12 protein-coding genes are annotated in these 14566 nt (G+C 74.9%); 6 read left to right on the top strand and 6 right to left on the bottom strand.

Translation table 11 applies throughout. The annotated features are described in order from the left end of the window. Positions 1 to 75 precede the first annotated feature (75 nt). The 3 genes from ACWIX6_RS11620 (at position 76) to ACWIX6_RS11610 (ending at position 3499) form a co-directional block, all read left to right on the top strand. Positions 76 to 1467 carry an alpha/beta hydrolase gene (locus ACWIX6_RS11620; protein WP_448612583.1) on the top strand — a complete coding sequence of 464 codons (1392 nt, stop codon included), beginning with the start codon at positions 76 to 78 and terminating at the stop codon, positions 1465 to 1467. Between the two features lie 135 nt (positions 1468 to 1602). Next, positions 1603 to 3030: an APC family permease gene (locus tag ACWIX6_RS11615; protein ID WP_448612582.1), complete on the top strand. Its 1428-nt coding sequence runs from the start codon at positions 1603 to 1605 to the stop codon at positions 3028 to 3030. A 1-nt stretch (position 3031) separates the two neighbouring features. Next, the gene (locus tag ACWIX6_RS11610) at positions 3032 to 3499 is read left to right on the top strand and encodes a universal stress protein (RefSeq protein WP_448612581.1); all 468 of its coding nucleotides are present in this window, start codon (positions 3032 to 3034) and stop codon (positions 3497 to 3499) included. A 162-nt stretch (positions 3500 to 3661) separates the two neighbouring features. On the opposite strand, the gene ACWIX6_RS11605 is transcribed toward ACWIX6_RS11610, so the two are convergent. Together ACWIX6_RS11605 and ACWIX6_RS11600 are read right to left on the bottom strand one after the other, a co-directional pair. Next, complete coding sequence (locus tag ACWIX6_RS11605) at positions 3662 to 4894, bottom strand: response regulator transcription factor (protein WP_448612580.1); 1233 nt, start codon at positions 4892 to 4894, stop codon at positions 3662 to 3664. A 54-nt stretch (positions 4895 to 4948) separates the two neighbouring features. Beyond that, positions 4949 to 5773 carry a class I SAM-dependent methyltransferase gene (locus ACWIX6_RS11600; protein WP_448612579.1) on the bottom strand — a complete coding sequence of 275 codons (825 nt, stop codon included), beginning with the start codon at positions 5771 to 5773 and terminating at the stop codon, positions 4949 to 4951. Between the two features lie 178 nt (positions 5774 to 5951). Here ACWIX6_RS11600 and ACWIX6_RS11595 point away from each other — a divergent pair, with 178 nt between their 5' ends. Next, a complete protein-coding gene (locus tag ACWIX6_RS11595; RefSeq protein WP_448612578.1) occupies positions 5952 to 7400 on the top strand; it encodes a selenium-binding family protein in 1449 nt (482 codons plus the stop codon). Between the two features lie 49 nt (positions 7401 to 7449). On the opposite strand, the gene ACWIX6_RS11590 is transcribed toward ACWIX6_RS11595, so the two are convergent. From ACWIX6_RS11590 to ACWIX6_RS11575, 4 genes are all read right to left on the bottom strand, one after another. Then, positions 7450 to 8283 carry an MEDS domain-containing protein gene (locus ACWIX6_RS11590; RefSeq protein ID WP_448612577.1) on the bottom strand — a complete coding sequence of 278 codons (834 nt, stop codon included), beginning with the start codon at positions 8281 to 8283 and terminating at the stop codon, positions 7450 to 7452. An 85-nt stretch (positions 8284 to 8368) separates the two neighbouring features. Further along, positions 8369 to 9328, bottom strand: a complete 960-nt coding sequence (locus ACWIX6_RS11585; protein WP_448612576.1) for an anti-sigma factor RsbA family regulatory protein — start codon at positions 9326 to 9328, stop codon at positions 8369 to 8371. Positions 9329 to 9509: 181 nt separating this feature from the next. Then, complete coding sequence (locus tag ACWIX6_RS11580; protein ID WP_448612575.1) at positions 9510 to 10235, bottom strand: GAF and ANTAR domain-containing protein; 726 nt, start codon at positions 10233 to 10235, stop codon at positions 9510 to 9512. Between the two features lie 224 nt (positions 10236 to 10459). Next, positions 10460 to 12793, bottom strand: coding sequence for a glycoside hydrolase family 65 protein (locus tag ACWIX6_RS11575; protein WP_448612574.1), 2334 nt, complete (start codon positions 12791 to 12793; stop codon positions 10460 to 10462). 151 nt (positions 12794 to 12944) lie between these two features. Here ACWIX6_RS11575 and ACWIX6_RS11570 point away from each other — a divergent pair, with 151 nt between their 5' ends. Together ACWIX6_RS11570 and ACWIX6_RS11565 are read left to right on the top strand one after the other, a co-directional pair. Continuing rightward, a complete protein-coding gene (locus ACWIX6_RS11570) occupies positions 12945 to 13676 on the top strand; it encodes an enoyl-CoA hydratase/isomerase family protein (RefSeq protein WP_448612573.1) in 732 nt (243 codons plus the stop codon). Positions 13677 to 13742: 66 nt separating this feature from the next. Further along, positions 13743 to 14549, top strand: coding sequence for an alpha/beta fold hydrolase (locus tag ACWIX6_RS11565; protein WP_448612572.1), 807 nt, complete (start codon positions 13743 to 13745; stop codon positions 14547 to 14549). Positions 14550 to 14566: the final 17 nt, after the last annotated feature.

Below are 14566 nucleotides of genomic sequence, written 5' to 3'. Positions count from 1 at the left end.
CCGTAGGGGCGGCATGGCCGAGAACGTCAACCACGCGTCCTGGTGCGGGAGACGCGGCCCGCCCAGGCTCGGACCATGTCCACGACTGCTTCCGCACCCCCGCTGACGGGCTCCTCCGACCCCGGGACCCCCCGGGGAGGCCGCGCCCGCACGTCGTCGCGTCGCCTGGCCCGGGTCGTCGCCGGCTCGGTCGTCGTCGGCCCGCTCGCCGCCCTGGCGCTCGCCGTCGGCGTCGTCGGCGGCGCGCCCGAGCACGTGCTCACCGGGGCCGGGCTGCTGGGCCTGGCGCTCGGGTGGGCCGTCCTGGCCGCCGGGTCGTCGGCGCTGACCGACCGGCCGCAGCGCTGGGCGGCGGTACCGGCGGCCACGCTGGCTGCCGCGGGAACGGCGCTGCTCGTCCTCGCCCCCGGCGACGCGGCCCTGACCGCGGCCGGCTGGGTCTGGCCGCCGCTGCTCCTCGCGCTCGCCGGCTGGACCGCCGCCCGGGCCGTGCGGTCGATGGGCGTCCGGGCCGCCTTCTGGCTGCTCTCCCCCGCGCTGGTGCTGCTCGTGCTCGCCGCCGTGGGCGGCGGTGCGGCGACCCTGCGGACGGCCCTCGCGGCCGACCCGCCGCCCGCGCCCGGGCAGCTGTACGACGTGGGGGACCACCGGCTGCACCTGTCCTGCACCGGCTCCGGCGGCCCGACCGTCGTCCTGCTGGGTGGGATGGGCGAGACCTCCGCCGCCTGGGGACTCGTGCAGCCGGCGGTCGCCGGGACGACGCGGGTGTGCTCCTACGACCGGGCGGGACAGGCCTGGAGTGACAGCGCACGCGGACCCCAGGACGGCGTGCGGGTGGCGGCCGACATGCACGCCCTGCTCCGCCGGGCAGGCGAGCCGGGCCCGTACGTCCTCGCCGGGCACTCCGTGGGCGGCACGTACGCGATGGTCTACGCCGCGGAGCACCCCGACGACGTCGCCGGCCTGGTCCTGCTGGACTCCGCGAGCCCGCACCAGTCCACCGCGCTGCCCGACTACCCCGGCGCCTACGCGCTGATCCGGCGGTCCACGGCCCTGCTCCCCGTCCTGGAGCGCCTCGGTGCCGGCCCGCTGCTGAGCTCCGACCCCCCGGCGGACCTCCCGCCCGCGGCCCGGGAGCAGACGGAGGCCTTCGCCTGGGACACGCGGCAGCTGCGCGCCGAGCGGGACGAGGTGGCGGCCTACCCCGCGGTCTTCGAGCAGGCGCAGGCCCTGACCGGGATCGGCAGCACACCGCTCGTCGTGGTCACGGCGACCCTGGACCAGCAGGACGGTTGGCCGGCCGCCCAGGACGCCCTCGCGGAGCTCTCCCCCACCGGCAGCCACCGGCTCGTGCCGGCGACGCACGCCTCCCTGCTCGTCGACGCCGCGGACTCCGCGGTCAGCGTCGCCGCCATCGACGACGTGGTGCGGGCAGCGAGGACGGGCACCGCGGTGCCCGAAGGCTGACCGGACCGGGACGGGACGTCGGGGTCCTGGTCCGGCGGCCCACCGACGCCGGCGGGACCGGCCCGAATTGACGCAGGTCCCGGATGGCGCTTCCGTGGCCTCGTCATCAGCTCGCCCTCGACGAACGGGGACCTCGTGGCCGGGACCAGCACCAGCACAGTCGACGAGGACAACGGTCTGCGGCGGTCCATCACCGGGAAGCAGCTGTTCTTCTACACCCTGGGCGACGTCCTGGGCTCGGGCATCTACGTCCTCATCGGCCTGGTCGCAGCGGCCGTCGGCGGGGCCTTCTGGATCGCGTTCGCCCTCGGCGTCACCGTCGCCGCCATCACCGGGGCCGCCTACGCCGAGCTGGTCACCAAGTACCCGCAGGCCGCCGGCGCCTCGCTCTACGTCCAGAAGGCCTTCGGCAACAAGGCGCTGACGTTCCTGGTCACCGTGTCGTTCCTGTCGGCCAGCTTCGCCGCGACCGGATCGCTGGCGACCGGGTTCGCCTCCTACTTCGCCACGCTGTGGGAGGGGCCGCCGGCGCTGCTGGTGTCGCTGGTGTTCCTGCTCTTCCTGCTGGTGGTCAACTTCATCGGCATCACCGAGTCCGTGGTGATGAACATGCTGATGACCTTCGTCGAGGTCGCCGGCCTGCTGATCGTGATGGTCATCGGCATCTGGTACATCGCCCAGGGCAACGCCGACTTCGGCGTGCTCGCCGACATCAGCGTCTCCGGCAACCCGGCGCTCGCGGTGCTCGCGGGCATCGCCTTCTCGTTCTTCGCGATGACCGGGTTCGAGAACACGGCCAACGTCGCGGAGGAGACGATCGACCCGCACCGGGCCTTCCCGCGGTCGCTCGTCGGCGGCATGGTCGTCGCCGGGACGGTCTACGTCCTGGTCTCCATGGCCGCGGCCCTCACCGTGCCCGTCGACCAGCTCGCGGAGTCCGACGCGGCCCTGCTCGAGGTCGTGAAGCAGGGCATCCTGCCCTTCTCGACCGACGTCATGACCACGCTCTTCTCGGTCATCGCCCTGGTCGCGATCACCAACACCACGCTGGTCACGGTCGTCACCCAGCCGCGGATCCTCTACGGCATGGCCAAGGAGGACGTCGTCCCCGGCGTCTTCGCCCGGGTCCACGCCACCCGCCGCAGCCCGTGGGTGGGGCTGCTCTTCAGCGGCGTGGTCGTCGCGGCCCTGCTGGTCACCGGCACCGTCCTGCTCGAGGCCGGTGGCGGCCTCGACCTGGTCAACCGGCTGGCGCTGGTGACCGTGGTCCTCCTCCTGGCCATCTACGCACTCGTGATCGTCACCTGCCTGAAGCTGCGCGGACGGGACGAGGACGAGCGCACGTTCCGGGCCAACACCCCCCTGCTGGTCGTCGGGCTGGTCGGCAACCTGGCCATCCTCGGGTTCTCCGTCTACGACGACCCCGCGTCGCTGCTCTGGTGCGCCGCGCTGATCGCCGTCGGTGTGGTGCTGTTCCTGGTCGAGTACGCCGCGGGCTCGCGGAACCGTCCCCCGGGCAGCAGGCGCGGCGATGCCGAGGTCACCTCCGGGACGGGCGCCTGAGATGCACGTCGTCATCGCCACCGACGGGTCGCCGCAGTCGCTGGCCGCGGCCCGCCACCTGAGGTCCTTCGCCGACCCGCAGAAGATCACCGCGATCTCGGTGGTGGCGGTCATCCGGCCGCTGGCCTCGGTCGCCTTCGCCGACGAGATCTCCGAGGCCGCACCGCCCAGCCCGGGCGAGGGGGCGGGGAGCTTCCGCCAGGCGGCACAGAGCGCGGTCGACGCGGTGGCGGCCGTCTTCGACGACTGGGGGCCGAGGATCGACAGGCAGATCCGCAGCGGGTCGCCCGCCGCCGAGATCATCAGGGTGGCCGAGGAGCACGACGCCGGCCTGGTCGTGGTGGCAGCCGGCGGGCGCGGGATCAGCGACGCGATCCTCGTCGGCAGCACCGCCCAGCGGGTGCAGCACTACGCGCCGTGCCCGGTCCTGGTGGTCCGGCCGGCCAGGTCCGCGCGACGGGAGGCGTGACCCGGCGCCGTCCCCGCCCGGCCCCCGGTCGGTGATGCCGAGGTCCACCGACGAGTGGGCGCGCAAGGCCGCCCTCCTACGCGTCGCCCTCCCCGTCGGGTTCCCGCCGGCGATGCGCCGACACCGGCGGCCGGCCACCCCCCGGCGGCCGTCCGCGACGACCTACGAGCTCCTCCCGCGAGGCCGGCCGCGGGCCCCGGAGGACGCCGACGCCCGGAGGCGGTCGTCGCGGCCGTGCAACCCCCGGCCCTGGCGCGCTGCGCCGTCCTGCCGGCCCGCGCTGACCGGGCTCCGCGCGATCTGGCCGTCGGTCCGTCGTGAGGACCAGGGGTGCACCGCGTACGCCGCGGCCTCCGTCCGGTTCCGCACACCGAGCTTGGCCAGGATGCGGCTGACGTGGTGACCGGCGGTCTTCTCGCTGATGACCAGCGTGCGGGCGATCTCCGCGTTCGACATCCCGAGCGCGACGAGTCCGAGCACCTCCTCCTCGCGCGCCGTCAGCCCACCGGCGCTCCCCCGGCCGCGGTGACGGGGTCCACCCAGCTCGCGCAGGACGACCCGGGCGGCGTCCATCGCCCGCGCGGCCCCCAGCTCGCACCAGGCGGCCAGCGCGGTGCGCGCCTCGTCGCGGACCGTCTCCGGCTCCTCCCGGCCTCGGCCGGAGCGGAGCGCTCCGACGGTCACCTCACCCGGCGCGGTCCGGTGGCCCGGAGTCGAGGAGCCGGCGACCTCGCCCCACTCGCCGGCGCGCTCCCAGTCGCCCACGCTGCTGCAGGCCAGGACGAGGTTGCAGCAGGCCTCGGCGAGCGTGTGCACGTTCCGCACCCGGCCGGCCGTCGCGGCCGCCATGGCCTCCTCCAGCAGCCGCAGGCCCTCCTCCCACCGGCCGGCGTCCACCGTGGCCCGCCCCAGCAGGCTGACCGCGAGCACCTCCAGGTCACCGTGGCCCGTGGTCCGTCCGACCTCCAGGGCCCGGGTGGCGTGCGCCATCCGCTCGTGCGCGGACGGCGCCTGGCGGGCGCGCTCGGCCGCCACCCAGCCGTGGCCGGCGCACGTCGGCACCCCGTCCAGTGCGCGCTCCGAGCGGGCCAGCCAGCTCCGCGCGGCCGAGGGGCGTCCGGCGACCATGTGCTGGTGCGACACCCAGACCGCCGCTCGCACCGCGTCGCCGCGGCGGCCGAGGCGCACGTAGTCCTCGAACGCGCGCTCGCGCAGGGCGACGGCCGCCGCGACGTCGCCGAGGTACCACAACGCCATGGCCAGGCCGTCCCGGGCCTCCGCCGAGCCCTCGTCCGCGGGGACAGCCGTGGACGCGGAGCGGGCGGCGGTCCCGTCGGCCCGCTCCGGCGCGGCTCGGCCGGCGGAGAGCTCCTCGGCCCGGAGCGGCCTCGGCATGGCGCCAGGGTCCCACGCCGGCCGCGGTCCCGGGAGCCCGTCAGCCGCCCCGACTCACCTCCGGGTGCCCACGGCGACCAGGTACTCCATCTCGAAGCGGGCCCGGTCCGGGCTGCCGCGGTCCCACTCTTCGCAGAAGCGGTAGAGCGCGTCGTCGAACTCCGCCTCCCGGCCCTCGCGGGCGGCGTTCGCCCGCGTGGTGATGGTCGGTCCGTAGAACGACGTGAAGTGCCGTGCGTAGTCGTGCGGGGCCGCGAAGGCGGTGATCTCCAGGGTCTCCCGCCGCAGGGTGGTGAAGTCGACCCGGTCGCCGAACAGCGCCGCCAGGTGGTCCTCGCTCCCCCACAGCGGCGGGGGCTGCGCGCCGGGCGGAGGAGGCGGCGCGAACGGCTTCATGGTGCGGAACAGCGCGCCGAGCATCCCCTCCGGCGTCCAGGACAGCAGCCCGATCCTGCCGTCCGGCCGGCACACGCGGACCAGCTCGTCCGCGGCCGCCTGGTGGTGCGGCGCGAACATGACCCCGATCGCGGACATGACGAGGTCGAAGGAGGCGTCGTCGAACGGCAGGTGCTCCGCATCGGCCTCTGCCCACTCCAGCTGCAGCCCCTGGGCCTCCGCGCGGCGGCGTCCCTCGGCCAGCAGCTCCGGTGTCAGGTCGCTGGCGGTCACCCGTGCCCCTCGCCGTGCGGCCGGCAGCGAGGCGTTCCCGGTGCCGGCCGCGACGTCGAGCACGCGGGCACCGGCGGCGATGTCGCACGCCTCGGCCAGGCGCTCCCCGATCGGCTCCAGGAAGGTCTCGACCATCCTGGGGTAGTCCCCCGACGCCCACATCGCACGGTGTCGCGCCTTCAGGTCCGCGTCGGCCGCCACTGCGGTCATGGTGTCCCTCCTCGTGGTCGAGCAGATGACTGACGAGGGTGGCGGTCGGCGCGAGCCGGTACATCGGGAGATCTCCCCATGCCGCGCCGCGGGGCCGGGACGGCCCTTCCCCTCGCGGGGTCGCTGCGGGACGCTTGTGCGACCCGGTGTCCCCCGCACTCCCCAGGGGTGGATGACGATGAGCGACAGTGGCCTACCCGCGTCCGCCGGCACGACGGACCCCACCTTCTACCGCAGCCCGTCCGAGGCCATCGCCGCGCCGGCCGAGGAGCTCGCCTACGTGGTGGCCTTCGACCGCTCCGGCCGGCGTCCGGACGCACTGACCGTGGTCGACGTGGACGAGGAGTCCGACACCTACGGCCGGTTCGTGGGATGGACGGACCTCCCGACGACGGGCGACGAGCTGCACCACTTCGGCTGGAACGCCTGCTCCAGCGCCCTGCGGCACGAGGGCCACGACATGGGTCCCGACGGCCTGCAGCGTCGCTACCTCCTGCTGCCCGGCCTGAGGAGCTCGCGGATCCACGTCTACGACACCCAGCCCGACCCCCGCTCACCTCGGCTGCACAAGACGATCGAGCCCGAGGAGCTGGCGACCAGGGCGGGGTACTCGCGGCCGCACACGCTGCACTGCGGCCCGGACGGGATCTTCCTCACCTGCCTGGGCAGCGGCGACGGCGCCTCCCGGGACGGCGACGGCCCGGGTGGGATCGCGCTGCTGGACCACGGCACCTTCGACGTCCTCCGCGCCTGGGAGACCGACCGGGGTGACCAGTACCTCGCCTACGACGCCTGGTGGCACCTCAACCAGAACACGCTCGTGTCCAGCGAGTGGGGCACGCCGTCCATGGTCGAGGACGGGCTGGTGCCCGACCTCCTGCTCGGCGGTCGGTACGGCCACCGGATCCACTTCTGGGACCTCGCCGAGGGCCGGAACCTGCAGACCGTCGACCTCGGCACCGAGCACCAGATGGTCCTGGAGCTGCGGCCCTCGCACGACCCCGAGGCGACCTGGGGCTTCGTCGGCGTCGTGGTCTCCACGGCAGACCTCTCCGCCTCGATCTGGCGGTGGCACCGCGACGGCGGCCAGTGGACGGCGGACCAGGTCATCACCATCCCCGCCGAGCCGGCCGACCCCGCCGACCTGCCTCCGGCGCTGCAGCCCTTCGGCGCGGTGCCGCCCCTGGTCACCGACATCGACCTCTCGGTGGACGACCGGATGCTCTACGTCTCCTGCTGGGGCACCGGTGAGCTCAAGCAGTACGACGTCTCGGACCCGGCGCACCCGCGCGAGGTGGGCTCGGTCCGGCTCGGCGGCATCGTCCGCCGGACGGCGCACCCGGCCGCCCCCGGGGAGGCACTGGCCGGCGGCCCGCAGATGGTCGAGGTCAGCCGGGACGGACGGCGGATCTACGTCACCAACTCCCTCTACGGCGCATGGGACGACCAGTTCTTCCCCGAGGGGGTCGGCTCCTGGATGGCCAAGGTCGACGCCGATCCGGTCTCGGGCGGGATGGCCGTCGACGGGCGGTTCCTCCTCGCCGGGGACGACTGGCAGGGTCTGCGCCCGCACCAGACCCGGCTGCAGGGCGGCGACGCCTCGTCGGACTCCTACTGCTACCGCTGACCCACGCAGGTCGACCACGAGGTGACGCCCGGTCGGCAACGCACCGAGGTCATCCGGGGACCGCCGGTCCGCCGGACAGGTCGAACAACTCGAGGCAGCGGCCGGCGAGCCGGCGCGCCCCGATGATGCGCAGGTCCACCCCGACGTCGGCGAGCATGCGCACTGCGTTCGCCAGCATGCGGGCGCCGGCCACGTCGAGGAAGTCGAGGTCGGCGAGATCCAGGACGACGTCACCGGGCGCATCGCGGGCCACGTCGACGAGGGCGCGCAAGACGTCGTCGGCCAGTCCGGCATCCAGCTCCCCGCGCAGGGACAGCCACGGGCCGCGGCCGGAGAGACAACCCAGCGGCTCCCTCGTCCCGTGGCGCTGATCCGGGTGCAGGACGGCGATCGGCCCGAGGACGTCGTCGTCGAGGGAGGCGTCGAACAGGCACATGGTCGTCAGGGCGACGGTCGCCGCCATGGCGTCCGCCAGCCGCTCGTAGACGTGCAGTCGCCGGCGCTCCTCGAGACCTCGTCGAGCCAGCGGGGTGGCGTCCGTCGCCATCCGCAGGCCGGTGCGACCGTGCTCCAGCGCGGCCTCCACCTCACTCCGGACCGACTCCAGCCTCTCCACGGGGTCCAGCTCGACGACCTCGGCCGAGGACCGCACCTCGAGCTGCCCGCTGGCCAGCATCTCGTCGCGCTGGGGCAGTGCACCGAGTGCATCGAGCACGTCGGACCGGGGCACCCCGACGAGGAGCAGCTGCTCGCCGAGCCGGCGTCCCTCGTCGAGGAAGGGCAGGACCGCGGCGCACAGGTCCGAGAGGCCGGTGAAGGTCCAGAAGAGGTGATCGCCGGACCTGAGGCCGCTCGGCGTTTCCAGCTGCCGGAGAGCTGTCACGACGGCGACGCTACCGCTCGGGGTCCTCGGGGGTCGCCGGTCGAAGGGCCCCGGGACGTCCCGGCCGGCACGGCCCAGCGGTCCGTCAGCGGAGGTACGTCGTCAGTCGCACGGTGACACCCTCCCCGTCATGGGTGATGTCGAGGTGGTCGCACAGCTGGCGTGCGAGCCAGAGGCCCATGCCACCGCTGGACAGGTCGCCACCGTCCGCGGGCCCGTAGCCGGCGAACGGGTCGTTCCACCCCCGCCCACCGTCGCTGACGGTGCCGACCAGCCTGTCGGTCGACGTCCACAGCGCGACGTCGATCGGCGGGTGACCGTGCCGGACCGCGTTGGAGGTCACCTCGTGCAGCGCGAGCAGGAAGTCCTCGGACACTGCGCGGGGAGCATCCGCGGTCGCGAGTTCGGCCGCGACGGCGTGCCGGAGCCCGACGACGTCGGAGACGTCCCGTGCGGCCATCCGCGGTCGGGTGTCCTGGAGCGGCTCGCCCGGCACGGGGAGCGCCCGCAGGTAACGCACCGGGTCACCGAAGAGCGGATTCGATCCGCGACGCTCCGGCGTGACGAGGTTGGGGTGGGTGCGCAGCGTGGACGTGAGCACCTGCTCGGGCAGTCGCCGGGTGTCGAAGACGCACAGGCCCCAGAGCGGCCAGGCGGCGAGCGCGACGTTGATGACCGCCTCGTACCGCTGCCACTCCAGCCAGTCCCGCTCGGTGGGGCCGAAGTCGACCTCGCCGACCACGCGGACACGGCCGATGCCATCCGCCGAGCAGCGTTCCGCCAGCCGGCGGAAGGCCGTGATCGCCGCGGGCGTCCGCGTCCGGTAGACGTCGGACCGCTCGAGCACGTGGAGTCGGGGGTCGTCGTCGAGGGCCTCGGTCAGGACGCCCGCCGTCCGGGGGCCGGCGGCGATGACGGCGGCATCACCGGCGGCGAGGCCGTCCCGGAGGAACGGCGCCGCGGCGCGTGTCAGGTCGTCGACCGAGTCGTAGAGCAGGGCGTCGTGGACGTAGCCACCGACCGACCCGCGCGCGGGCTCGCCCATGCTTCCTCCGCTCAAGGGCTCCCTGGGTCGAGGTCATGAGGCGCATGCCGGGTCTCCTCCACCCGACAGGCGCTGGGATGGTCTGCTCGAGCCTCCGACCACCTCCCGGGAGGTCGTACGTGAGCTGCCCGACGACCCCGGGAGGGCCGGCGGTCGCACGGGCTCCCGTCCCGGCGGTGCCCTACGACGGGCGGAGCTCACCGGTGCGGACGAGGCGTTGGGCGAGGTACCGCACCTTGACGTCGGTGCGGACCGACACCCGGGCGAGGATGCGGAAGGCCCCGGCGGCGGTCACCTTGTGGCGCTCCATGAGGATCCCCTTGGCCTGTTCGACGACCGCGCGCGACGCCATCGCCGCCTCCAGGTCGGCCGCCCGCTTCACCGCTCGTCGGTACAGGACCACGTTGCCGGCGGCGACCGCGGCGTAGAGCGCGACCCGGGTGGCCAGCGACCGGCTGTCCTGGTCGAAGGCGTTCGGGCGCCGGGCGTAGATGTTCAGCGCCCCGGACGCCAGCGGGTCGTCGATGACCAGCGGCACCGACAGGGAGCAGAGGTTGCCGTGCTCAGCGGCGCGGCGTGCATGATCCGGCCAGCGCCGCTCGCTCCAGGTGTCGGGGATCTCGGCGATCTCCCCGGTCTCGGCCGCGTGGAGGCAGGGGCCGGCACGGTGCTCGTACTGGCCCTGATCCAGGTCCTCGGCGAGCTGCCCGCTGGCCACGACGGTGGACGGGTCCTGTCCGACCAGCAGCGTGACCGATGCCTCGCAGTCGCCCGGCATCACCGTCTTGACCAGGTCGGTGACCCGTTGCAGCGGGCCGACCATCGGCTGCCCGGGCAGCGACGACCGGGCCAGGTACTCCAGGACGTCACCGGCGCTGGATCCCTGTGGGGTCTGTTCGTGGGACATCGGCGTCCATCTCCGACCCGCCGGACGAGAGGGTGGACCCGACCCCGGATCCCGCACCGGGGTCCTCCGCACGTCGGGGGTCCGCCCTGCCGCGCCGGGTGCGGCAGGCCGCCCGGCGCGCGTTCCACGCTACTCCGCCGACGCGCACGCCGGGAGCCCGGGCCGCCGGGACCCGAGCCTGGCCTGTCCTCCGACCACGGACGCCGACGGTCCATCGCCACCGCTCACGTGCGCGGTTCACGACCGCACGGCTGCCTCGGCTCGTCGAGCACCGGGGCCGGAGCCCGGAGCGGTGCGGAGACGGGCGCCCCGGCCGTGACGGACGACGGCGTGCCGTCCACGACGACGGTCACCGGCCCCTCCCCGCGCACCAGGGTGACCGTGGTGCCCTCCCGCGTCGTCTCCACGCGGAGCAACCTGCCGCGCCAGGTGAGCGACCAGGCGGTTCGGGTCAGCGACGCCGGCAGCAGCGGGGCGATCTCCAGCTCCTCGCGGTCCTCCCGCAGCCCGCCCAGACCGGCGACCACCGCCAGCCACGCCCCGCCCACCGCAGCCAGGTGCAGGCCCTTGGCGGTGTCCCCCTGCAGGTCGCGCAGGTCCACCAGGGCGCACTCCCGCAGGTAGCGCAGGGCCAGGTCGGGGTGCTCCGCCTGGGCGCACACGACCGCCTGGACGGCGGCCGAGAGCGAGGAGTCCCGCACGGTGCGCGCCTCGTAGTAGTCCAGGTCGCGCGCCACCTCCTCGGGCGTGAAGTCCTCGCGGCACCACCACAGCGCCAGCACCAGGTCGGCCTGCTTGAGCACCTGACGCCGGTAGAACGTGGCGTAGTGGTGGTGCTCCTGGACCGGGTAGGCGTCGCGCTCGGTCTCGAACGGCCACTCCTGGTAGGCCGTGAAGTTGGCGTTCATCGGGTGCACGCGCAGGTCCGCGTCCCAGGGGACGTGGACGGCGTCGGCCGCGGCGCGCCAGGCCGCGGTCTCGTCGTCGTCCACGCCCAGCGCCGCCGCCCCCTCCGGCGACCGCTCGCACGCCTCGGCAGCCCGCCGGAGGTTGCGCCGGGCCATCAGGTTGGTGAAGACGTTGTCGTCGACGACGCCGGTGTACTCGTCGGGGCCGGTCATCCCGAAGAAGTGCACCGCACCCGCCGCGTCCCGGTGGCCGATGGACGTCCACAGCCGGGCCGTCTCCACGAGCACCGGCAGGCCCCCGACGGAGTCGAGGTCCTTCCCGGTGACGTTCGCGTACAGCCAGAAGGCGCGGGCGACGTCGGCGTTGACGTGCATCGCCGCCGTGCTCGCCGGCCAGTACGCGGAGACCTCGGCCCCGTTGATCGTGCGCCACGGGAAGCAGGCCCCCTCCTGCGCCAGCGTCCGGGCCCGGTCCCGGGCCAGGTCGAGCGTGCCCGAGCGCCACTGCAGCAGACGGGCCGCCGCGTCCGGGCGCAGCAGGGTCAGGGCGGGGACGACGAACCCCTCGACGTCCCAGAAGGTGTGGCCGCTGTACCCGACGCCGGTCAGGCCCTTCGCGCCGACGGGGGCACCCGAGATGCAGGCTGCGGAGCAGGACAGCTGGAACACGGCGTAGCGCAGTGCCTGCTGCAGCTCGGCGTCGCCGTCCACCTCGACGTCCGCCGTGGCCCACAGCTCGTCCAGCGCGGCGCGCTGACCGGCGAGCAGCCCCTCCCACCCGAGGTCCCGTGCGGAGCTCACCGCCGCTGACGCCTCCGCCAGGACGGAGTCGGACCCGGCGGCGTGCGACCAGCTGTACCCGACGACCTTCACGATCGTGAGGCTCTGCCCAGGGTGCAGGTCGGCGGCGACCGTGGTGACGACGTGCTGCTCGTCCACGTCGGTGCTCACCCGCCCGCCGTCGACCTCGTGGGCGACGGTGGCCGCGACCGTGATGCCCGACCGGCGCGTCCGTTCCACCAGGGAGCCACCGTCGGCGGTGCCGATCTGGGCGTGCGGCTCGAACGCCCGGTCCAGCTGCTCCGCGACGCGCGGGTCGTCGTTGTCCACGCCCGTCGGCGTCACCTCGCCGGCGGCCAGCTCGGAGCGGACGAGCACGTGCGCGGGCCGGTCCAGCACGCGCACCTCGTAGCGCACCGCGCAGACCGACCGCTCCACGAGGGAGACGAGCCGCCGCGAGGTCACCTCCACCGTCGCACCCGACTGCGCCGTCCAGCGCACCCGGCGGTCCAGCGTGCCGGCGCGCAGGTCCAGCGTGCGCTCGTGGACGGAGGGGCGGACCTCACGGACGTCGAGCACGATGCCGTCGACGAGCAGGCGCAGCGGCGTGCCGTCGGCGACGGTGAGCAGGGCCTGCCCCTCCTCGGGCTGCCCGTAGCCCCCCTCGGGATAGGACAGCGGGTGGACCCCGTAGACCCCGGACAGGTAGGTGCCGCGCATGCCGCAGGGTTCGACCTCGTCCAGCGTGCCGCGGATCCCGACGTAGCCGTTGGAGAGGCTGAAGACCGACTCGGCGACCCCGAGCGTCCCGGCGTCCACGCACGGCTCGCGGACGAGCCAGGGGTCGGTGTCCAGGTCGGGTGCGCTCACCTGCGGTCCTCGCCTCGTCGGGTGGGGGGATCGCGCCCTCGGCGTCCCGGTGATCGTCCTACCGGTCGGCACGCCCGGGCGCGATCCGGGACCGGACGCCGCCGCGGGGCCGCGCCGTCCGGCACGGGACGGAGTGCGTGATGATGGCCCGATGCTGGTCACCGAGGAACGGGACGACGTCGCCGTCCTGCGCATCGAGCACGGCCGGGTCGGCGCCCTGGACGTCGAGCTGCTGGACGCGCTCACCGAGGCCGTGACCGGGTCCGACCGGGCGCTGGTCGTCACCGGCAGCGGCTCGGCGTTCTCCGCCGGGGTGGACCTGCGGCGGGTCGTGGACGGCGGCCGGCCGTACACCGGGGAGCTGCTGGCCGCGCTGTCCCGCACGTTCCGCGCCGTCTTCGACCATCCGCGGCCGACGGTCGCGGCGGTCAACGGGCACGCCATCGCCGGTGGCTGCGTCCTGGCCCTGGCCTGCGACCTCCGGCTGATGTCGGGTGGACGGATCGGGCTGGCCGAGCTGACCGTCGGCGTCCCCTTCCCGGTGGCCGCCCTGGAGGTCGTCCGGCATGCGCTCGGCCCCCGGACCGGCCAGGTGCTGCTGGGCGCGGACAGCGTGGACGGGAATCGCGCGCTGGCCCTGGGGATGGTCGACGAGCTGACCGACCCCGGTGACCTGCTCCCGCGGGCGGTCGCCCGGGCCACCGAGCTGGCCGCGCGGTCGCCGGAGGCCTACCGGCTGGCCAAGGTCGCGCTGCACCGTCCCGCGAACGCGGCGATCGAGGCGACCGCAGGCGACGACGCGGCCGTCCTCGCCGGCTGGACGTCCGAGGACACCCGGTCGCGGATCGAGGCCGCGCTCGCGGCCCTCACCCGGCGCCGGTAGCCCGGCCGGGTCGCCGCCCGGGTGCCTCGACCGGCGCGGGGCCGGCGGTCGGGGTTGGATCGGCTGGTGGACGGGGCGAGCGGACATCCGGGCCTGCACGTGCACCGACAGGGCAGCGGTCCTCCGCTGCTGCTGCTGCCCGGGCTGGGGAGCACCGTCGCGGAGTTCCGCGCCGTCGTACCGCGGCTGGCCGAGCGCTACGAGGTGCTGGTGGTCGACCTGCCCGGGCAGGGAGGGTCCCGCGCGCTGGCGCCGGTGCCCGGTGTCCCGGCGCTCACCGACGCCCTGGAACGCGAGCTCGACCGGCAGCAGGTCGGCGCGACGCACGTCCTGGGCGTCTCGCTCGGCGGCCGTCTCGGCCTCGAGCTGGCCCGCCGGCAGCGGGCCCGGTCGGTGGTCGCCATCGCCCCGACCGGACCGCTGGGCCCGCCGGGACGGGCCTACCAGGCGGCCGCCCTCGCGGCGGCCCGGATCGCCTTCGACACGCTCGCCCCGGCCGCGGACCGGCTGATGCGCCCCGCCGTCGTCCGCACGGCCACGCTGGGTCTGCTGCGCGCGCGGGGCTGGCGCACGCCCCCCGGGGAGGCAGCGGCCCTGGTCCGCGGGTTCGCGGAGGCGGAGGACTTCTGGCGGCTGCTCCGCCACGCCGTCCTGCCCGAGGCCACGGTCGACTACCGGTCGGTCGACTGCCCGGTCCTCGTGGCCCAGGGCACCCACGACGTGCTGGCGCTCAGCCAGGCCGCCTGGGTGGCGCTGCTGGTCCCCGGCGCCCGCTTCCGGGTGCTGCCCCTCGCCGGCCACAGCCCGGTCGCCGACGTCCCGTCGCGCGTCGTCCGGCTGGTCGACGAGGCCGTGGCCGCCGCCGGCGCCTGACCCGCGGGCTCCCGGCA

The organism is Modestobacter sp. URMC 112 (assembly GCF_053502575.1).
Note: the sequence above shows the minus strand (reverse complement) of the source record. Positions and strands in the feature narration are given on the sequence as shown.

Coding starts and splice junctions, on each gene's coding strand:
- ACWIX6_RS11610 (WP_448612581.1), top strand. CDS start 3,032: ATGCACGTCGTCATCGCCACCGACGGGTCGCCGCAGTCGCTGGCCGCG.
- ACWIX6_RS11595 (WP_448612578.1), top strand. CDS start 5,952: ATGAGCGACAGTGGCCTACCCGCGTCCGCCGGCACGACGGACCCCACC.
- ACWIX6_RS11605 (WP_448612580.1), bottom strand. CDS start 4,894: ATGCCGAGGCCGCTCCGGGCCGAGGAGCTCTCCGCCGGCCGAGCCGCG.
- ACWIX6_RS11585 (WP_448612576.1), bottom strand. CDS start 9,328: ATGGGCGAGCCCGCGCGCGGGTCGGTCGGTGGCTACGTCCACGACGCC.
- ACWIX6_RS11580 (WP_448612575.1), bottom strand. CDS start 10,235: ATGTCCCACGAACAGACCCCACAGGGATCCAGCGCCGGTGACGTCCTG.
- ACWIX6_RS11600 (WP_448612579.1), bottom strand. CDS start 5,773: ATGACCGCAGTGGCGGCCGACGCGGACCTGAAGGCGCGACACCGTGCG.
- ACWIX6_RS11570 (WP_448612573.1), top strand. CDS start 12,945: ATGCTGGTCACCGAGGAACGGGACGACGTCGCCGTCCTGCGCATCGAG.
- ACWIX6_RS11620 (WP_448612583.1), top strand. CDS start 76: ATGTCCACGACTGCTTCCGCACCCCCGCTGACGGGCTCCTCCGACCCC.